This window comes from uncultured Veillonella sp., from assembly GCF_963543145.1.
GTDB lineage: Bacteria > Bacillota > Negativicutes > Veillonellales > Veillonellaceae > Veillonella.
In genome coordinates, this window is the sequence record NZ_CAUTZP010000011.1 from 30,751 (window position 1) to 51,247 (window position 20,497).

Consider the following 20,497-nt stretch of genomic DNA (forward strand, 5'->3'; position numbering starts at 1 on the left):
TTGCTAACGGCTTTTATATTAGAGAAACTCTAGTAACATCGTAATACCATCAATGAATAATTTAATACCATAAATAGTAAGAACCGTGCCACAGAAGCGGTTGATCCATACCATATGGCTAATTTTAATTTTCTTAGCTAATAGATGCATCGTTGTGGCTAGGGCGCTAAACCACATGGGGGTCATAGTGAGGAACCCAGCGAAGAAATAGTATATGCCTTCTTTTGGAATATTGGCTTGAAAAGCACCTAGCATCATTGTCGCATCGAGGATGGCTTGAGGATTGCCCCAAGATACAACGATAGCAGACATAATGATTTTTTTGATAGGAATATGCGTATCTACATTGCGCATATCTGGCTCAGTTCTAAATATATTACCGCCCATGTATACGATGAGGAGACCGCCAAAAATGAGAACAATCAATTTGGTGATAGGCCATATTTCAAGTACGGCACCGATACCATAGAAGGCGGCTGCACTGAGACTCATATCAAAGAGTGCCAAGATGATGAGCGTTAGTATAATACGACGTACTGGTTGGACTAACGCCGTATTAATAATAAACAGATTTTGCATGCCAACAGGGGCAAACGTAGCGAGGCCGACAAGAAGTCCTTGTAAGAAGTACATATTAACCCTCCTGACTATGGTATGATAAAGCACTAATAAGGTGAATAGTAGCACGAAACCCCTCCATCACTGGAGGGGTTCTTACTATTCTAACTATATACAATTATAGCACATTATACAAAGCATGTATATTTCTTACCATAAGCCAATCATATGTTGTGCTACAAGACTTACGGCAGTGATGGCAATCCAGCAACAAGCTCCTAATGCAAGGGCAGAGCCACCAGATTTCAACAATTTCACGATATTCGTATTAAGACCAATCGCCACCATGGCCATGGTAATAAAGTATTTGGAAATTGTTTTGAAGATACTTAAGAAGCCGATATCTACATTAGCATAAGATAAAGCTGTTGTAATAAGGGAGCAAATGACAAAGTAGAGAACGAATTTAGGGAAGATTTTAGCAATGCTTACGCTAGCACCATCTGTTTGAGCCACATTTTGTTTTGCTTTGTATACTTGGTAACTAGCAAGACCTAAACAAATCGGAATAATAGCAAGGGTACGAGTTAATTTAACGATTGTTGCATATTCTAGTACTTGTGTACCAGTGCCTTTCATACTATCCCATACAGCAGCAGTTGCTGTTACGGAAGATGTATCGTTTACAGCAGTACCAGCGAATAAACCAAAGCCCATATTGGAGAGACCGATGGCATTACCAAATTGAGGGAATACGAAAGCGGCTACAACGTTGAAGAAGAATACTACAGAAATCGCTTGCGCAATATCTTGATCTTCCGCCTTTATAATTGGTGCTGCCGCAGCGATAGCGGAGCCACCACAAATAGAGGAGCCTACACCGATGAGAACCGCTGTGTTAGAGTCGATGTGGGTTAAACGGAAGATAACATAAGACACGATTAAGGATGTAGCGATGGTAGAAATAATGACTGGTAAAGAAATCCAACCTACATGTAAAATCTGTGTGATGTTAAGACCAAAGCCCAATAAGATAACAGCCCATTGTAAAATCTTTTTGGATGTAAATCCAATGCCAGCACCTGTTTTTTCTCGCTTCCAAGAGGTGAAGATAGAGCCAATAATTATACCTAAAATGATGGCAAAGATTGGACTACCTACTAGATGAAACTGCTGTCCTAGTAGCCAACAAGGAATAGCGAGAACAGCACAGAGTAAGATGCCTGGCAACGTTTTTTGATTGATACCCATTATAAAACCTCCTTACTGTACATACAGCTTACGTCATATGCGGTATCATGTGGCGTTTCTTTTCTATAGTTTTAATAGTACCATATTGTAGGTTTTTTAATCTACTATTTATGTAAGAAATATACAACATATTCATTTTTGTGAATATAAAGGTGTCAAGGGCTATAAAGATGAATAATAATGATAAGTATAGAATTATTATGTAATTAATGGCATTTTTGTGAGTTAAATAGGTTATAATAATTATTTATAAGTGATAAATTTAACTTGTTTTGTGCTGAATAAGGTGTATATAATGAGTAGAACCTATTTCAAGTGGAAATAGAACACATATAGTGAGGTGCCTTATGATAGACATTGAAAAAATAATTGAAATTAATAAAAAATATGTAGATAATCATCCTGAGCTACCAAAGGCGGGGCTAACAAGTCACCCTACGAAAAAACTTGGTATTGTAACTTGCATGGATACCCGTTTGGTATGCATGCTAGAAGAAGCTTTAGGCTTTAACCGCGGTGAAGTTATCGTTATTAAAACAGCTGGTAATAGTGTAACGCAACCTATCGATAACATCGTACAAAGCTTACTCGTTGCTACTTATGGTATGGGAATTGAAGACGTATTAGTCATTGGCCATGAAAACTGTGGTATGATTGACTTCTCTGCTACAACATTCATGGAATCTATGAAAGAAAAAGGAATCAGTGAAGATGCGATCCGTATGATAGAACCTGGCCTTATCGACTGGATGGACCGATTCCATATCTCTGAAGATAATGTAATCTATACAGTTAACTTCTTGCGCAACCATCCGCTATTCCCGAAGGGAATGGGATTCTATGGGGGGATGATGGATCCTGATACAGGCGAATTCCGTTATATTGAGATTTAGTGGTGGCCTCGATTGGGCCCCGTTACATAACTACATTTAGGTAAAAAAGAGTGATGACTAACCTTTACGCTCCAAAGCGAGCTAAGTCGCTAATCGGTTAGTCATCACTCTTTTTATAACTGTATTTATGAACTAGTCCCATCGAGTCTATTCATAAATCAATAAAACGGAATTCACTGTATCTAAATCAACCTATTATTCTCGCATTTATGGTTGTAGATAGGACTATATGGGACTATTACATAAGTATAGCTATAAAAATCACAGAACCTAGTGAGGAGCGACTTAGCTCGCTTTGGAGCGATGAGCTAGGTTCTGTGATTTTTAACAAGGCTCACACTAATGTATCGGGGCCCCATATAGTCCTATTACGGTAAACCTTAAGCGTAATAATAGGTTGACTATATATTCCTTTTAGCTGTATATTGTAGTTAGATTGTAAACTTAATCACATAAGTGAGTTAACCTATGCAGCGGTGAGTATTCGCTTGAGAGGAGCCATGTATGAAGCAGTTAGGTATTTCTATAATTGGTACGGATACGGATGTAGGCAAGACGTTTGTAACAGGCTTGTTAGGGGCTATGGCTGTAGATGATGGTTTTGCCGTTGGTATGGTGAAACCTGTATCTTCTAGCGCGGTACCTTTTCCTGAGTGCGTAACGATGGATGAGGATAATTATAATGTAGGTCTTGAAAGTAAGGATGCTACGCATTTAATGCGTGCTGCTGGTATTCCTGAATCTCGTCGTCATGAAGTGAATCCTTATGCGATTGCAGGAGATTTTTCTCCTCGTCTTGCAGCGGAATTATCTGGTATCGAAATTGACTATGATGGCGTTGTAGCGCACACCTTAGATGTGGTGAACCGCTATGATCTAACCTTTGTAGAGGGGGCTGGTGGTATCACGACTCCTCTCTATGGGGATAAAACTTTCACAGATTTTATGAAGGCTATAAAATTACCAGCTATTGTCGTAGCAGATGGCCGACTTGGCTCTATTAACCGTGTCATTCTGACTTGCGAATATGCAAGGATGCATGGTATCGAGGTAAAAGCTATTATCGTAAATGATACGACGGCCGTAGATCCATTCTTGTTGAAAACAAATGTAGCTGACATGGAACGTTATACCGGGATTCCTGTGGTAGCCGTTGTACCGCCATACCAAGGGCCGGATATTCAAAAGGTTCAACTTGGTTGGGCTCGCTCATTTATTGATTCTAAGAAATTATGGCATACAGTGTTAGGTCTATAAAGCTTAGATAGAATGATTTTGTAGAGATTAAATCTACAATTTTGTATAGATTAGATAGTTATGTAATAGAGAGTTATAGTTTGTAATACTTGTTAAGTATGAGGTGACAAAATGGCAGAGAAACAGCTTTCACAAGCAGCACAATGGGACCACGAGTTTGTATGGCATCCATTTACACAAATGCAAGATTGGCTAGCACAAGAGCCGGTAGTAATCGAACGGGGTGAGGGGGTATTCCTTATCGATGAGAATGGTAAAAAGTATTACGATGGCGTTTCTTCCTTGTGGGTTAATATTCACGGTCATAATCATCCTGTGTTAAACCAAGCCTTGAAAGAGCAAATCGATAAAATCGCCCATAGTACATTATTAGGTCTTGTAAGCCCACCGTCCGCACAATTATGTAAAGAGTTAGTAGAACTTGCTCCAGAAGGCTTAGATAAAGTATTCCTATCTGATGATGGCAGTACGGCTATCGAGGTAGCTATTAAGATGGCGTATCAATACCGTCAACAAGTAGGGCAAACGAAAAAGACTAAGTTTATCGCACTCAATGCTGGCTATCATGGGGATACATTAGGTACCGTATCTGTAGGTGGGATTCAGTTGTTCCATCAAGTATTCCATAATCTATTATTCAAGCCATTAACTTTGCCAAGCCCTGGCGTATATGCAGATGTAGCCGATCGAGATAAAGCCTTTGAAGAATCCTTGGCTGAACTAGAGCGTATCCTTAATGAAGAAGGGGATGAAATTACAGCGCTCGTTATGGAGCCACTCGTACAAGCAGCAGCAGGTATGCTCGTAATGCCTCACGGCTATTTGAAACGAGTTCGTGAGTTGACTGCACAACACGATGTATTCCTCATTGTTGACGAAGTAGCTACAGGCTTTGGCCGTACTGGTAAATTCTTTGCTTGCGAACATGAAGGTGTATCTCCAGATTTCATGACCTTATCTAAAGGTATTACAGGCGGTTATATGCCATTGGCGGCGACTTTGACTACAAAACGCGTATTTGATGCATTCCTTGGCACCTTTGAAGAAAAGAAAACATTCTATCATGGTCACTCTTATACAGGGAACGCCTTGGCGTGTGCCGTTGCACTGGCTTCTTTGAAAGTATTCCGGGATGAAAAGGTTATTGAAGGATTACCTAAAAAAATCGAGGCTTTCACCAATGCATTGAAGCCAATTGAAAAATTGAAACATGTTAAAGAGGTTCGTCAACGGGGCCTCATTGTAGGTATTGAACTTGAAAAAGACGTGACTACGCACGAAGCATATCGTCCAAATGATGCGGTTGGTGCTAAGGTGGCCATCCTTGCTCGTGAACAAGGTCTCATCTGCCGTCCTATCGGTGACGTAGTTATCCTCATGCCTCCATTGGCGTCCACTGTAGAACAATTAGAGGATATGGTCCGCATTGTTGGTGAAAGTATCCAACGTGCTACCGAAGAAGAAGGCTTGCTAGAAGATTTACGTCCTATTATTTTGTAATATGAATATATCTATAATCTAATCCTAGGTATAACCATATATTTAAAAGCTACACCGATTGTCTTTTACTAGTGTTTAAACGCAGTCGGTGTAGCTTTTTTATATAGAAAAATCAATATTTTCATGACATTTTTAAAATATATTCTATACATTCTCAAAATTCTATGATTAATTAATATATCTATGATACTATATATGTATAAAGGAGGTCATCGTATGGACATTTATGTAATTATGCAAGTTCTTATTTTATTTGGTGCCATCTTCCTTGGTGTTCGCCTTGGTGGTATGGGCATCGGTTACGCTGGCGGCCTTGGGGTAGTATTGTTAAGCCTTGGTATGGGTATGTTCCCAGGACAGATTCCTTGGGATGTAATTCTCATCATCATGTCTGCTATCGCTGCCATCTGTGCCTTACAGTTAGCCGGCGGTCTTGATTATTTGGTGCGTATTGCGGAAAATATTTTGCGCAAAAATCCTAAACATATCAACTATTTAGCACCAACAGTAACGTATTTCTTAACTCTATTGGCTGGTACTGGTCATACAGCATTCTCTATGATTCCGGTAATCGTAGAGGTGGCAAAAAGTGAAAACATTAAGCCATCTGTACCTTTATCCATCGCCGTTGTAGCGAGTCAAATCGCTATTACAGCAAGCCCAGTATCTGCAGCAGTTGTTGCGATGAGTGGTTTCCTTGAGCCCTATGGCGTAAATTACCCTACATTGCTCGCTATCTGTATTTCTACAACCTTTGTAGCGGTTATGATTACTGCCTTTATCATGTCTACATTTGCGAATAATGATTTGTCTTCTGATCCAGTATACCAAGAACGTTTGGCAGCAGGTCACGTGGCACCACCTCGTGAAAAAAATGCTGATTTCCACTTGAAACCAGGCGCAAAAACTTCTGTATTGATTTTCTTAATTGGTATTATTTGTATCGTATTCTATGCCACTGCCATTTCCCCAAACATCGGTCTTATTAAACCAGTTATCTTTGGTCGAAATGACGCTATCATCGGGTTCATGATGACTATCGCAGCAGCCATCACTTACTTCTGTAAGCTTGATACAGCACAACTTGTTGATACTAGCACATTCAAATCCGGCTTGTCCGCATGTGTCTGCGTACTAGGTGTAGCATGGTTGGGCGATACTTTCGTAAGAGGTCATATTCCTGCAATTAGAGATCTTGCTTCTAGCCTGGTAGCGGCATATCCGTTCTTGTTAGCTGTAGCATTCTTCTTTGCAAGTACATTGTTGTATAGCCAAGCGGCAACTACACAAGCGTTGGTACCTACTGTAATCTTAGCTCTCGGCATTACGCCAGAGAACACAGGATCTGTATATATTATTATCGCATCCTTCGCAGCTGTATCTGCACTTTTCGTATTGCCTACATATCCAACACTCTTGGGGGCTGTACAAATGGATGATACTGGCTCTACACGAATCGGAAAATTTGTATTTAACCATTCGTTCTTCATCCCTGGCGTGCTTGCCATCGCTATTGCAGTAGCACTTGGTTTTGTAGTTGCTCCAATGATGCTGTAATGGTAAAAGCTAAATAAGGCTGATACAAAACACATTAAAAATACACAAGGACGTAACTTTAAACGTTACGTCCTTTTTGTTTGCTTATACATTATTTGTTGTTACTATTACATTTTTTACAGAGCCCTGCAATTTCTAGGTGATGTTCTGTGACGGTAAAACCTGCATCGGAGAGCTCTTTTGGGATCTCTACAACAGGGCATGTATGGAGTGGAATCATAGAACCACAGCTAGTACATACTGCGTAGTGACGGTGTGTATGTGGTGTAATTTCATAGTAGGCCATATCGCTACCCATGAGTGTTGTACGGGTAATGATATCTTTTGTTTCTAATAATTCAAGAGTACGATAAATTGTGGACATCCATGTCGTACTACTATCGCCTAATCGCTCTGCGATTTCCATAGCGGTAATAGGTTTATCTGTACTCGTTAATACAGACCAAATGGCTTCACGCTGCTTGGTCTTTTTTATGCCTTCTGGCCAAGTTGTTGTATTCATAACTTTCTTTCGATTCTGATTTATACTAAGCTACTGTACATTTGAATAGTTGAATAATTTGTTTTCCTAATACATATCTATCTAAATGTATTGATGATTTGCTTATTTGCTAAATTGCATACGGCGTAGGATGGTACGAATATTCTTGATGATTAATACTACAAGTAAAATTGCTACAGATGTAAGGGACACGAAACCACCTGGAGCCACATTGAGATAGTAAGATCCGAATAGACCTATAATCATGGCAAGCAAACTAAATCCAATGGAGCATAGTAAAGTTGTTCTAAATCCTTTTTCTAGTTGTAGTGCCGATGCTACAGGCAAGGCAATCATGGCGCTTAGTACAAGAACGCCGACGATTTTGATGGAGATAGACACGGCGGCAGCCATAAGAATAGCAAAGATATAGTTAATAAAATCTACCTTAACCCCTGCCACACGGGCGGCTTCTTCATCGTAAGCAATATAGAGTAAAGAGTTATACAAGAAGTATAGAGTTAATACTGACAAAATAGTAAGCACTGCAATGCTGATCATATCTGTTGTATTTACCGTTAAGATACTGCCAAAGAAAAATACGTTGGCGTTAGCCTTTAACTTGCCTGAACTAATAAGAGTAATAGCAGTACCAATACTTAGTGACAATATAATTGTTAGAATTAAATCGAGGTGGTGGGAAAAGTATTTCCTCAAGAACTCGATGAGGGCACCGCAGATAGCGGTAAAGATAAATGCTCCTAGAATAGGATTTGTATTTGTTAATAGACCTAATGTAATACCTGCAAGGGAGGCATGGCTCATGGTGTCGCCAATCATACTAGAGCGTCGCAATACCATGAAAATGCCGATACATGGGCATAAGAGGGAAATGCAGATGGCTACGAAGAAGGCATTTTGCATAAAGTCATAACTAAACATGGCGCACCTCCTTCGCTGTAGTATCATCGGCCTGAGCCTGAGCCTGAGCCTGAGCCTGAGCCTGAGCCTGAGTGGTTACATCTGTGAAGCAGGAACAGTTTTCGTGATCTACAGGGTTACGACCTGTACTATGCATGATTTCGTTAGCATATTGCTCAGGTGAGCAAAGGTGGCCGTGACCATTTGTGATATGGTAGATATTGGTAGAATTAGCAATTGCCATTTCAAGATTGTGTTCAACAGAGATTATCGTAATATGATGCTTTTGGTTTAACTCGCATAGAAGAGCGTAGATGCCTTCCTGGCTTTTTCTATCGATGCCTGTGGATGGTTCATCGAGGATGATGAGGTCAGGACTACCGATGAGGGCACGAGCGATGGATACACGCTGTGCTTGGCCGCCTGATAACTTGCTGATAAGACGGTCTTTAAATTCCGTCATATTCGTGAGCTCTAATACGCGATTAACTTCGTTTTTATCTTTAATTTTTAAAAGCTTGCGATAGGAGTCGAGAATTTCTTTGACCGTAATAGGAAAGCCTGCATGAGAGAAATCATTTTTTTGTGATACATAGCGAATGTTGTTGCTATCTAGTTTGATTAAGCCTTTCACAGGGGTAAGAAAACCTAAAATGAGGCGTAGAAGGGTACTTTTACCAGACCCATTGTCCCCAACAATGGATATATAGTCACCTCTGTGAATATGAAGATTTAGGTCGTTCAACACGTAAGGTGGCTGACCTTGATAGGAAAAATAAAGATGTTCTATGGATAACATATAAAAACCACATTTCTAATTGACAAAATTCTAAGTAAGTTTATACTATAACTATATTACAAATGCAACTGAGTCGCAACTGCAATTGGAGAATGAGAAGTATTCTGTGAAGGCATAGCGTTCAGGATTAACAAAAGGAGGACTACGATGGTCAAGAAACTGGTTTTGTTAGTTGTAGGCATCATGATGGCCGCTTTATTTGCAGGCTGTGGTAATGATGCACCGAAGGAACAAGCAAGTAAGAAGATCCAAGTGGTGACAAGTTTTAATGCAATGGCTGAATTCGCAAAGGCTATTGGCGGTGACAAGGTAGAGGTGTCTACTATTATTCCAGATGGCGTTGAGCCCCATGATTTTGAGTTGAAACCAGAAAATATGAAACAATTGGCGACAGCTCAAGTGTTTGTTTATAACGGTTTTGGTATGGAGCCTTGGGCACAACAAGCTATCGAAGCAGCTAAAAATGATAAGCTCGTAACTGTTGTAGCTACTGAAGGTGTAGAAGCTATTAAAAATACTGATCCTGAAGAAATTAAGGAACATGGCGCAGAAGATCCTCACGCATGGTTATCTTTGAAAAATGCTAAAATTGGAGTAAAGAATATCAAGGATGCTCTTGTAAAAGTTGATCCAGCAAACAAGGCTTACTACGAAAAGAACTACACTGAATACGTAGCAAAATTAGATGCAATGATTAAAAAGTATGAAGAGCAATTCGCTAAAGCTCCTCGTAAAAACTTCGTTACAGGCCATGCCGCATTTGCTTACTTAAGCCGTGACTTTGGTTTGGAACAAAACAGCGTAGAAGATGTGTTTGCTGAAGGCGAACCAAACGCAGCGCAATTAGCTAAACTCATCGAATACGTTAAAGAAAATAACATTACTACTATCTTTGCAGAAGAAATGGCTAGCCCAGAAGTATCTAAAACTTTGGCAAAAGAAGTTGGTGCTAAGGTAGAAACTATTTACACTATTGAAAGTAATGAAAATAACAAATCATACCTAGAACGTATGGACGAAAACCTTGAAGAAATTCTTGAATCTTTGAAATAAGGTAAACGAAAAGCAGCCCTCAAATGATATATCGCCCTTTACTGGTTATCCCGTAAAGGGGGTACATCAAAAGGGCTGCTTTTTATTTGCTAATCATGATTGTCAAATACTTTTAAAATAAATTTATATTTATTTTAAAAGTATATTATGATACAATGAGAAAAGAATACGTGTGCTATTTACGTTTGTAGGAGGTTGTATGGAAAGAAAATGGTATTTAGATCTATGGTTATTAATTAGATTTCCCTTTAAACGTGGTATTTCAGAGATTGTAGAGTTTGGTACAATTCAACGAGGCTTTGCTTCTGCTATAGGGATGCTTGTTATTAGCCTTTTGGTAAGTTGGAGTATAGGCCTTGTAGAGTCTTATTCCTTAGGGTATTCAGCTTTACCGCTAGGCACTGTTTTGGGGATTATGGCTGGAGCAGGTATTTTTACAGTCGTTTTTTATGCATTAATAGCCTTTGCTGTATTAGCCATTTACTCAGTTATTTTCAGCAAAATAGCTAATAAATTTGGGGCTCATACCAATTATGAGTCTGTATTAAAGATTTGTTGGTACCAAAGTGCATATTCTATGGTTATATCCCTTGTTTTATCTATTGTTCAAGCGATATTAGTCCTTATCGTTAACGGGATTAATTTAGATGTTTATGCGCCTGATATTATCTTATATATTATTAGTTTCTCTTATATGATACTCCAAGTGGTAGTTTATATTTGGTATTTCTGGGTGAGTTTGACACTTATGGCACGTCAAATAGAAAAAGGGCGTCTTTCGACTTTTGGTATCGGTATTTTAGCGAGTCTTGTTCCCGTAGTCTTTATTGGTATATTGGTAGGCTTAGTTATGCTTGCTGTTCGTATGTAATTAAATAGTCATAAAAATATGAAAGCAAGGTATGAATGTACCTTGCTTTTGTGCTATAATAATGAACAGAAAATGAATTAATAATAAACTCATTATTTAAATTCGTGATCCTTGTGTTGTGTGCTGCATCATCCAAATTTGGGTGGTGCTTATTATTATTGTGTAAAAGGTGGTGAGCGATATGATGGTTGGTTTAGTAGAGTTTGTATATCGATTATTAAACCCCATTGAAGAAAAAAATCCACGTATGTATCACTTTGATGTTGCTTACGGACAATTAATAGGGATGATACTATTAACACTCATATGTTATCAATTCACACTTGTTGGTGAAGGTGTATATATAGATGCAATACGTGCGTTTATACGTAATTCTTCGTTATTAATAAAGGGGCAATTATTTGCCCTTCCAGTGGGGCAACATGAAATACAAGTTTTCTTTGATCAATTAGGTAAACCTCGAGAGTTTTGGAATGTAGGCCGTTTTATAGGGGTCATTGTAAAAGGCATTCTAATGGCAGGGGTCATTGTAGGTTATGCGTTTTTACAAAAACGTAAGTTTTACATCCGTGCTATAACGACAGGTGTATTTCATATGATGGCCTTTGCTCAACTGGTGGTTGCTTTGTATACATTTACAGCAGGGATCATGTTGATTCTTACATCTGTACCATTATTGATACAGGCCGTTATCGGATTCTGTATGATTGTTTTATGTGTTTTAAGTACAGGATTACTGTTACAAACGATGGGACGTATTACAGGGGCTTGCATTAATGGAACTACTTATGAAGGTTTGAGCGTTATGCTGGTGGCTATTCTTGTGGCACTCTTGTGTGAAGGTCTTTATATGTTGACTCGATAAAATACATAGGTTGAATATAAGGAGTATCTATGAATTGGTATAAGGATATATTGCACTTGTTTACAAAGTTGAGTGAACAATCCTTTCAAAATATTCTTGCCTATGGCACTATAGCGAGAGCACTGGCTAATTTAGTGGTCTCTACTATTGTATTATATGGCATGATCTATGCCTTGCCATTGCTAGTGAAAGCAATAGCACCTATACTTGGCATAAAGCGTATGACCGGCTTTTCACATTTTGATATGGTCAGCGCTATTGCCAATGCATCTTTTTTGATTTTCCAAATCCTCATAGGAGCCTTTGTTATATGGCGCTTACTTATTTTATTAGGTGGTAGTGGTACTTATAGAGGGGTTATGAGCAATTATATATATGGATTAGCCTATACGAATGCACTTCGTACAGTTGTATTAGTGTTTGTTCATATTCTAGGTCTTATTTTATTCGGCATATCAAAGCAAAAATACGTAGCGGATATAGCGTATTTAGTTACTATGTTTAGTCAGTATTATGCTGTATTTATAGGTGCTCAACTTATGCGACGCTATGTAGGTCTTGGTATTGTTAAGACCTATATTGTAATGTTCATTGTAGCCTTGCTGTCTGTATCTGTTTTACCTCAATGGATTCGAGTTTTCCATACTTTGCTCAAGTAAACAGCTTTAATATAGCTCTATATAACCGTAAGATGAAAGTCTTGCGGTTTTTTATGTTTTAATTTATATTAAAATAAATTATATATAATTTAAATCTTGGAATTTGTGATATAATTAACTTTAGAGTGTAGTTGAGAGCGGAGTTAGTTATGGATACGACATTTTTACGAGAAATATCCCTATTGGTACGTTCACCAAAGAAGGGGATAGATGAAATTTTCTGGTTTGGTACGTTAGAGAAGGGTATCAAAGCGGGGCTAGCCGGTTGGTGTGCTACCCATATTTTAGGCTTTGCCTTAGGGATTGTATTATTGCCTTTGGTTGCCACTTTTGGAGGCTTTTTATTAGGCTTTATACCTGCCGTATATGGTATATTTTCCATCCTGCGTGAGGTCATTGGACTGGGCATTTATTGGTTTGTTGGTAGTTTTATTTTGTGGAAACTACTGAGTGCACTACTTGATCGTGAATTTGACTTCAAACAAGTATTAATGGGAACAGCTTATATCGAAGGGTATACAGGGGTATTGGGATTGGCATTAATCTTAGTATCTATCGTTTGTATTTACATTGCTCCTGTTTTGATGGTCCTCTTAGTTCCATTGGGCTTAGCGTATATGGGGGCCGTTATTTACGTAGCAGTCATGCTTTTATCTCGTCTTATGAAAGTTGAGCCTCTTACAGTAGGGGCCGTTTATGTGGTCTTATTTATTATTAACCTTTTATATAACTGGATTATGCGTATGCTCTTTGCGTAAATACATTAAAACCTCCTAGTTTATGCTAGGAGGTTTTTTAGTGCTTAATAATAGCTCTACATTATCTTCGTCGTATTCAATTTGTTGTGACCATCGGGCAATTTGTTTTAAAGGCTTTCCTTCGATGGCGCTCGTCATGAGCATGTATTCAGTACCATCCTTTGCATAGGCGATAATAGCTTCTAAGGAATAGTCTGCAAGCATATCGATTTGGCGATACAAGATATATTGGTAGACTTTATTAAAAATGCTCATATCCTGTTGATGTATATAACTTTTAACAGATGTAACGACCAGGTCTATATCCTTAGACAATGTGTTGACTTGTGTAGTCCAGTCCTCATCGATAGGCTCCGTAGTCTTGTAGAGATCTAATAGCTGTTTATAATACTTTGCACTCGGGGTTGGCGTATATTGAAATAGGGCAGGCTCCAAATCGAAGGCTAATAGTTGAAATACATTTTCTAGCTTTAACCGCTCATCAGGACCAAATTCATTATCATCATCTTCAATAGTAAAAACTAACTCTCTATTAGTATCGTCTTTTGCGAGTAGTTCCACGGATGCTTCACAAGATAAACCAATACCACATAGCTCTAGGTCTTCGATATATTTATAAAAGCGAGGATGCATATGACAGGTGTCGCAAAGACCTTCTTCACCTAATTCGAGCACTACTTTGCAAAGACCTTTTTCATTGAGTAAAGGGCACATAGGTTGTTCTTTTGAGAATACGAAATGGCTGCCTTCATCATCAACGGTAATCGCTTGGCGTAAGCTTTCACCAAGAGGCCCTGTCATAGTATGATAGCGCTCAGCTGTCGGTTCATCGATATCGATGGTCCAAAGTTGGCAGCATGTATTTTCACAGCGATCAGCTTTGCACTGAAATTCGTGATATATTGTAGGGTAAATTGAAATCATAGTCCGCTCACTTGTAGTTACAAAAATTATTCTACGTGCATTGTATCATAGGGCGTAGGTCCATGCACTAATATTATAAATAAAGATTCATAAAGCTTATCAATTTAGTGTATAATTGTATATATACTATATGGTCCTGTTAGAGAGATGGAGGAGCCTATGAAATCATTACTTATAAAAGGTAGCCTTGTATTGGCGTTAGCAGCAGTGTTTGGCATGCCTAACGCGAGTGCCGCCCCTTTAGTAGCCGTAGAGCCAACTGTTGCAGTTGTTGATGGCAACCATGCAGCGATTGTCGGTGCTAATGGTTTGTTAAATGCCTTTATTCAAAATCATCCTAATGCTGTTATTACGGAGATTGCTTTTGATGCTGACGGCGGTCAAATCAAGTATGAAGTAGAAGGGGTTGATGAAAGTGGCAAGTATGAGTTAACTTATATCTATGCAACTAATCAAATCTTTGAAAGACGTGAAGGTGACTATCATAAATCCTTGAAGAAAAAATCCTTTGATCCTCGTGTAGTTTTGCCTCCAGCTGCAGTAGTTAATTTTGCTTACGCTCAAACGCAAGGAAAAGCTACGAGCCTTAATGAATGGTCTGTGCATCATGAAAAAGGTAAGATTATTTACAAAGTTACCTTTGGTACCGAAGGGGACAAAGAGGTTGATGTACGCATTGACGCTATAAATGGTACATTACTTTCTGTTAAGTTTGCTGACTAATGCATAGTTGACTAGTAATTATAGCTTAATAATTCCTAGTTAATTAATTTTAATTATAATAATTAAATGCCTCAATACTAGTTCTTTCATAAAAATTTACTAGTATTGGGGCATTTTTTGTGAAAGTTTGCTCATGAATGCAAATCTAAAGATAGTGAGACTTGTAGCTGTATGCCGTTCGTCCTTTATACATGGGATGGACGGCTATTAATTTTGTATTCATAGAATATTTAGATAGAAATCGGAAACTATAGAATTTCATTTTAAATATATGCAAATTCATTTTAGACTCACTACAAAATAGGGCTTTCGTTATGGTTCTACATTTTTATTTCATCGACTGTCGATAGTATGTGTACCAGTCTAAGGACGAAACTCAAATATATCGGATTTTCCAGACTATATATCTACAGTCCACGCTAGATATATGTTTTGGAACTATATCGATAACACCGAGTTGGTTAAAAAATATATATGTGAAATGTTACATGTATATGAATTATCAAGGAGGATATTATGAAAAAATCTATTCTTAAAAGCAGTATTGCGTTAGCGGTAGCTGGCGTATTCGGTGCTACTGTAGCAGTAACAGCTGCTGAACAAGCAACACCAGTACCTGTGGCACAAGAAGTAGCAGTAACAGCAACTCCAGTGGCACAACCTGCAGCAGGTCAAGCTGCTCCTAAAATTGAAGTGGCTCAAGTGGCTAAAACTGAGGTTGCTCCAGTGGCGCCTAAAACAGAAACTACTCCAGTACAACCTGTTCAAAATACTACACCAGTTCCAACTGCTACTCAAAATATTAAAACTCCAGTAGCTCAAGAAACTGTAGTTCCAGCAGCAGCTAATCCAGCAGCAGCAACTCCTGCTATTGAAACAGCAGCTGTAGCAAAAGCTCCTAGTGAAGCTAAAGTAGTACGCGTCGGTGATAAAAAAACAGAGACTTCTGTAAAAGCTGAAAAAGAAGTTAAAAACAATAACAAAGCGCAAGCAGATAAAGCTACTAAAGCAAAAGCTGTAAAAGAAGAGAAAAAAGCTGATAAAAAAGAAACTACAAAAGAGGAAAAAAAAACTCTAAAAGTAGAAAATCACAATCTAACACAACAAGTCAGCCCGCAGGCGTAGTCGATCAAAATAGTATTTTCGTAATTGGTGCTAATTATTTAATCAATCAATTCGAAACTAAATTTGGTGACTCTAAGATTACGAATGTATCCTTCAAAGCGGCAGATAAGACTGCTATCTATGAAGTAGCTGGTTTCAATGCCAATGGTGCTCATTCTATGACACTTGATGTAGCCACAGGCAATGTAACTGAAGGTACTCCTAAAGCATATGATGCATCTATGGAAGCTAGTGCTATTGATGCCGGCACTGTGTTACCTCCACATGTGGCAATCAATGCAGCCTTCGCACAGACTGGTAACGTAGCAACGGGCATTAACTCTTGGTCTGTATCTAATCAAAATGGTAAACCTGTATACAATGTAGAGTTCCATGATGCACAAAATAAACCTGTGTCTATCGTATTAGATGCAAAAACAGGTATGGCAGTAAAATAAGTAAACCCTTATTCCTATACCACTGTAAAGCAAACCCTTTTAACACGAACACTAAACACCCAATACTATACACACAAAACATAAATACACTTACACACACATACACAATACACACATAATACACATACAATAAACAATTACACACACGCAGCCCTCTGGATTGGATAGACAAACATTGACTCTCTCCTATGCCGTCTGTCGTTCAGAGGGCCCCTTATGAATTGTGGTTCCCTCCCAATCATAAGATTATATACTTGGTATATAATACTCTCTCTCACAATAAGAATGTAACTGCTTTACAGTACGCTAGGTATAGGGGAGCCGGAAAGCCCGTAATGCATGTAGACCGCTGCATGTATTACGGGCTTTTTTCGTGGCATATTTTATATCACATAGAAGACATAAGGTATAAGATATAAGTTTATAAGAATTGCAAAAAGAGCAGATGTTTAATTTCATCTGCTCTTTTTGCCATAGTGTTGCCTCCTTAAAAAGGAGGCGATATTTAATTGTAAAGTACAAATAACTTTATATATATTGGCGAGGTACGCGTTCTGAGAAGCCACAGAAAATCTCGTAAGGAATCGTAGACGCAAGGGCGGCAATCTCAAGTGCGGAGATACTTTCATGGCCTTGAGAACCTAAGAGGACAACCTTGTCACCAGGTTTCACCGTAATTGTATCTGGAACGGCTACCATGAATTGGTCCATACAGATGCGGCCTACTACAGGGCAGCGAGTGCCGTGAATCAACACGGTGCCTCGATTAGATAAGCTACGAGGATATCCGTCAGCATAACCTACAGGAATTGTAGCAATTGTCATAGGCTCAGTTGTGATATACGTAGAACCATAGCCGATGCCTTCGCCTGCCGGAACTTGTTGGACGTGAACGACTTCGCTATGGAAGGATAAGACCGGTTTTAAGCCTAAGCGATTTGGCACATCTAAAGACGGCATAATACCGTATTGAATGATACCAGGACGAGCATCGGTGAACAAGCTATCTTTTACGGACAATAAACCAGCGCTATTGGCGAGGGAGAAGCGATAATCTGCATCTGGTCGAAAGGCTTTGATTTCATCTACCATGCGATGAAATTTCATAGCTTGGCTATGTGCATGTGTTTGATCTGCAGCGTCCGCATTACTCATATGGGAGAAGAAACCATCTACTTCAAGATTTTCGTAGGATTCGACGCGTTTAATGAACTCTACAGCATCTTCAGGTTTAATACCGATACGATGCATGCCCGTATCAACAGCGACAGCGACGCGGATGATCATATCGTGATTTTCTGCTACTTTATCGAGCGCTTCCAAATCAGTAGATTCGCATACAGCAGGAATGGAATTGGTGTCTGCTATAAGCTCAAATGATTGTGGGCGTGTGAGACCTAGTAGATAGATTGGTACCATAATACCTGCGTTGCGAAGCGGTACAGACTCCTCGGGAATGGCAACCGCTAAGGATTCATACCCTTCCTCTACAGCAATACGGCCCATCATAACGCTGCCGTGGCCATAGCCATTGGCTTTGATAACAGCAGTAGATGTGCTCCATTCCGGTAAACTATCTTTAATTTTGCGCAAGTTCTCACGAACGAGACTAGTATTTATGGTCAAATAGGTGGGTCTCATGGTATTCCTCAATTCTATATAACATTACTTTTATTTTATAACTTTTGGGGAATTACACAATACTTTTGTGAAAGTTTTATACAGAAATATTGGTTTCGTTATGAATTTCATAGCTTTTCTGCATATATTATATACAATAATTGTGAAAGTATACTAATTAATGTAGTATCTAAATAGCAAAGGATTTTAAAATAAGTTTTATTATTTTAGTTGTTTTCAAAAGGACATTTTCCTTTAATATGTCTGTATGGTATGGACTATGAGTTATTGGTAATATCAACTTATTCAATTTATAGTATAATTTATATAGAACAGTCTATAGAATTTAATTTATATTTAGGAGGCTCATATGAGCGAACGTGTAGTAGTAGTAAATGCAAGTAAAATGAATTACGACAATGCATTAGATTTTTCTGTATTATCTAGTGATGTACAGGTTTATGATGATAGCACAAATACAGAGCTTATTGAACGTATTCAAGGGGCTCGCGTTGTAGTTACAAAAGAATTACCAGTAGGGGCTGATTTACTTTCACAATTCCCAGATACTGTAAAACTCATCGTAGAAGCGGGGACAGGCTATAATAATATTGACCTCAACGCGGCTAAGGAACGAGGTATCACTGTATGTAATATTCCAGCCTATAGTACAGAGCGCGTAGCACATACGGTAATCATGATGATTCTGAATTTTGCGTCCACTATGCAGCAACAAATCAGCATGCTTGCTAAAGGTGATCGCAGTAATTTCACAAAATATTTACAAGTGAGCCATACAGAAGTGAATGGTAAAACATTAGGTGTTGTTGGTGCTGGTCACATTGGTATGGAAGTGATTAAAGTTGCAAAAGCTCTGGGCATGAATATCTTGGTTCATACACGTACACCAAAGGCTGATGGTGATGGTATTCGCTATGTAAGTCTTGATGAATTACTAGAAAATAGCGATTATATTACATTGCATTGCCCATTGAATGACCAAACTAAGCACATGATTAATAAAGAAACTATCGGTAAAATGAAACCTAGTGCAGTCATCATCAATACTGGTCGTGGTCCACTTATTAATGAAGCAGACCTTTGTGAAGCATTAGCGGCTAAACGCATTGCAGGTGCAGGTCTCGATGTACAAGAGGTAGAACCTCCAGCAGAGGATAGCCCTCTATATACATTAGATAATGTTATCCTTACACCTCATATGGGCTGGAAAGGTCTAGAAACACGCCAACGCTTGGTAGGTATCATTCGTGACAATGTACAAGCCTTCTTCAAAGGTGAACCTATTAATGTAGTATCTAAATAAAATAGATATTAGAACAAACAATAAGAGCCGTCCCCGGTTGTGTGGGGGCGGCTCTATTGTTTAGGGCTATCATAGATCAAGTCTTGGTATATATGTATATATATATCAAGGGAGGTAGTTATCCTCAAACTTGATTATGATTGATGTTGTGTTTTGATGGGACTCCACCAATGGCGTCGATAGGCCTTGATGCCTTCCACCACGGTTTTTGTCGCTTTAGCTGCAATGTCTTTTGTGGCAGCTGGTATGCCCTCTAGGCGATAGGTAATACCTAACTCCTTATATTTAGCAGTACCCATAACGTGATATGGTAAGCAATCAACGGCTTGTAAGTTTTTCAGGGATCCTAGGAAAAAGCCTAGACGATAGTGATGATCCGCATTATCTGTAATCGTAGGGACTACAACGTGACGAACCCAAATGGGAACTTCTACGTCTGCTGTCAATCGAGCAAAACCGAGAATGGGCTCTAACGGTTTGCCTGTTAACCACAGATGTTTATCAGGATCGATTTCTTTAAGGTCTAGGATGACGAGACTAGTGACGCTGAGTAACTTACGATAGGCCACCTCTTGGTGGGGATCAAAACAAATTCCACTTGTATCTAAACAGGTATGGACGTTTCTTTCACGGAAATATGTGAAAAGCTCAGTAACAAAGTCAATTTGCATGAGAGCTTCCCCACCTGTGACGGTGATACCACCATTAGTATAAAACTGACGGTTACCTTCGTACTGGTCCCACAACTCCTCAACAGTCATGAACTTCGCATCATCGCTAGTTTCATTCCATGTGTCGGGATTGTGGCAATAAGCACAACGCATGGGGCATCCTTGGAGAAAAACCACCATGCGCATGCCTGGACCATCAACCGTACCCATCGTTTCGACCGAATGAATACGTCCTGTCATAGAAAACCTC

21 protein-coding genes are annotated in these 20,497 nt (G+C 38.9%); 13 read left to right on the top strand and 8 right to left on the bottom strand.

The genetic code is table 11. From position 1 onward, the window contains the following. Positions 1-18: 18 nt before the first annotated feature. Positions 19-633, bottom strand: coding sequence for a LysE family transporter (locus RWZ05_RS06115; RefSeq protein ID WP_314642959.1), 615 nt, complete (start codon positions 631-633; stop codon positions 19-21). Positions 634-768: 135 nt separating this feature from the next. Beyond that, positions 769-1,809, bottom strand: coding sequence for a putative sulfate exporter family transporter (locus tag RWZ05_RS06120; protein ID WP_314642960.1), 1,041 nt, complete (start codon positions 1,807-1,809; stop codon positions 769-771). Positions 1,810-2,156: 347 nt separating this feature from the next. On the opposite strand from RWZ05_RS06120, the gene RWZ05_RS06125 reads away from it, so the two are divergent. The 4 genes from RWZ05_RS06125 to RWZ05_RS06140 all read left to right on the top strand — a co-directional run bounded on the left by RWZ05_RS06125 (position 2,157) and on the right by RWZ05_RS06140 (position 7,016). Further along, entirely contained in the window at positions 2,157-2,702 is a 546-nt protein-coding gene (locus RWZ05_RS06125; protein WP_314642961.1) for a carbonic anhydrase, read from the top strand. A 504-nt stretch (positions 2,703-3,206) separates the two neighbouring features. Beyond that, on the top strand, positions 3,207-3,959 hold the full coding sequence (gene bioD / locus RWZ05_RS06130; protein WP_314642962.1) for a dethiobiotin synthase: 753 nt from the start codon (positions 3,207-3,209) through the stop codon (positions 3,957-3,959). Between the two features lie 111 nt (positions 3,960-4,070). Next, a complete protein-coding gene (gene bioA, locus RWZ05_RS06135) occupies positions 4,071-5,459 on the top strand; it encodes an adenosylmethionine--8-amino-7-oxononanoate transaminase (RefSeq protein ID WP_314642963.1) in 1,389 nt (462 codons plus the stop codon). Between the two features lie 216 nt (positions 5,460-5,675). Next, positions 5,676-7,016, top strand: a complete 1,341-nt coding sequence (locus RWZ05_RS06140) for an anaerobic C4-dicarboxylate transporter (RefSeq protein WP_314642965.1) — start codon at positions 5,676-5,678, stop codon at positions 7,014-7,016. Positions 7,017-7,107: 91 nt separating this feature from the next. Here RWZ05_RS06140 and RWZ05_RS06145 read toward each other — a convergent pair whose 3' ends face one another. The 3 genes from RWZ05_RS06145 to RWZ05_RS06155 all read right to left on the bottom strand — a co-directional run bounded on the left by RWZ05_RS06145 (position 7,108) and on the right by RWZ05_RS06155 (position 9,217). After that, positions 7,108-7,518 carry a transcriptional repressor gene (locus RWZ05_RS06145; protein WP_314642966.1) on the bottom strand — a complete coding sequence of 137 codons (411 nt, stop codon included), beginning with the start codon at positions 7,516-7,518 and terminating at the stop codon, positions 7,108-7,110. A gap of 102 nt (positions 7,519-7,620) precedes the next feature. Continuing rightward, entirely contained in the window at positions 7,621-8,439 is an 819-nt protein-coding gene (locus RWZ05_RS06150) for a metal ABC transporter permease (RefSeq protein WP_314642967.1), read from the bottom strand. Continuing rightward, positions 8,432-9,217, bottom strand: coding sequence for a metal ABC transporter ATP-binding protein (locus tag RWZ05_RS06155; RefSeq protein WP_314642969.1), 786 nt, complete (start codon positions 9,215-9,217; stop codon positions 8,432-8,434). The genes RWZ05_RS06150 and RWZ05_RS06155 overlap by 8 nt, the downstream gene beginning before the upstream one ends. A 147-nt stretch (positions 9,218-9,364) precedes the next feature. Between RWZ05_RS06155 and RWZ05_RS06160 the strand changes: the two genes are divergently transcribed. From RWZ05_RS06160 to RWZ05_RS06180, 5 genes are all read left to right on the top strand, one after another. After that, the gene (locus RWZ05_RS06160; RefSeq protein WP_314642970.1) at positions 9,365-10,270 is read left to right on the top strand and encodes a metal ABC transporter substrate-binding protein; all 906 of its coding nucleotides are present in this window, start codon (positions 9,365-9,367) and stop codon (positions 10,268-10,270) included. A 199-nt stretch (positions 10,271-10,469) separates the two neighbouring features. Continuing rightward, on the top strand, positions 10,470-11,141 hold the full coding sequence (locus tag RWZ05_RS06165) for a hypothetical protein (protein ID WP_314642971.1): 672 nt from the start codon (positions 10,470-10,472) through the stop codon (positions 11,139-11,141). Positions 11,142-11,322: 181 nt separating this feature from the next. Beyond that, the gene (locus RWZ05_RS06170) at positions 11,323-12,006 is read left to right on the top strand and encodes a hypothetical protein (RefSeq protein ID WP_314642972.1); all 684 of its coding nucleotides are present in this window, start codon (positions 11,323-11,325) and stop codon (positions 12,004-12,006) included. A 29-nt stretch (positions 12,007-12,035) separates the two neighbouring features. Beyond that, positions 12,036-12,665, top strand: a complete 630-nt coding sequence (locus RWZ05_RS06175) for a hypothetical protein (protein ID WP_314642973.1) — start codon at positions 12,036-12,038, stop codon at positions 12,663-12,665. Positions 12,666-12,814: 149 nt separating this feature from the next. Next, entirely contained in the window at positions 12,815-13,423 is a 609-nt protein-coding gene (locus tag RWZ05_RS06180) for a hypothetical protein (RefSeq protein WP_314642974.1), read from the top strand. 15 nt (positions 13,424-13,438) lie between these two features. Here the strand turns inward: RWZ05_RS06180 and fliB are convergent, their stop codons facing one another. Next, complete coding sequence (gene fliB / locus RWZ05_RS06185; protein WP_314642975.1) at positions 13,439-14,347, bottom strand: flagellin lysine-N-methylase; 909 nt, start codon at positions 14,345-14,347, stop codon at positions 13,439-13,441. Between the two features lie 159 nt (positions 14,348-14,506). Between fliB and RWZ05_RS06190 the strand changes: the two genes are divergently transcribed. The 3 genes from RWZ05_RS06190 (at position 14,507) to RWZ05_RS06200 (ending at position 16,632) form a co-directional block, all read left to right on the top strand. Beyond that, a complete protein-coding gene (locus RWZ05_RS06190; protein WP_314642977.1) occupies positions 14,507-15,070 on the top strand; it encodes a peptidase in 564 nt (187 codons plus the stop codon). 516 nt (positions 15,071-15,586) lie between these two features. Further along, a complete protein-coding gene (locus RWZ05_RS06195; RefSeq protein ID WP_314642978.1) occupies positions 15,587-16,195 on the top strand; it encodes a ribonuclease E in 609 nt (202 codons plus the stop codon). 158 nt (positions 16,196-16,353) lie between these two features. Then, on the top strand, positions 16,354-16,632 hold the full coding sequence (locus RWZ05_RS06200) for a PepSY domain-containing protein (RefSeq protein ID WP_314642979.1): 279 nt from the start codon (positions 16,354-16,356) through the stop codon (positions 16,630-16,632). A gap of 528 nt (positions 16,633-17,160) precedes the next feature. Here RWZ05_RS06200 and alr read toward each other — a convergent pair. Next, positions 17,161-18,273 carry an alanine racemase gene (gene alr / locus RWZ05_RS06205; protein ID WP_314642980.1) on the bottom strand — a complete coding sequence of 371 codons (1,113 nt, stop codon included), beginning with the start codon at positions 18,271-18,273 and terminating at the stop codon, positions 17,161-17,163. Between the two features lie 349 nt (positions 18,274-18,622). Between alr and RWZ05_RS06210 the strand changes: the two genes are divergently transcribed. Then, a complete protein-coding gene (locus RWZ05_RS06210; protein ID WP_314642981.1) occupies positions 18,623-19,576 on the top strand; it encodes an NAD(P)-dependent oxidoreductase in 954 nt (317 codons plus the stop codon). Positions 19,577-19,710: 134 nt separating this feature from the next. Here RWZ05_RS06210 and pflA read toward each other — a convergent pair whose 3' ends face one another. Then, positions 19,711-20,487 (bottom strand): pyruvate formate-lyase-activating protein, encoded by a 777-nt coding sequence (gene pflA / locus RWZ05_RS06215; RefSeq protein ID WP_314642983.1) that lies wholly within the window; start codon positions 20,485-20,487, stop codon positions 19,711-19,713. Between the last annotated feature and the right edge of the window lie 10 nt (positions 20,488-20,497).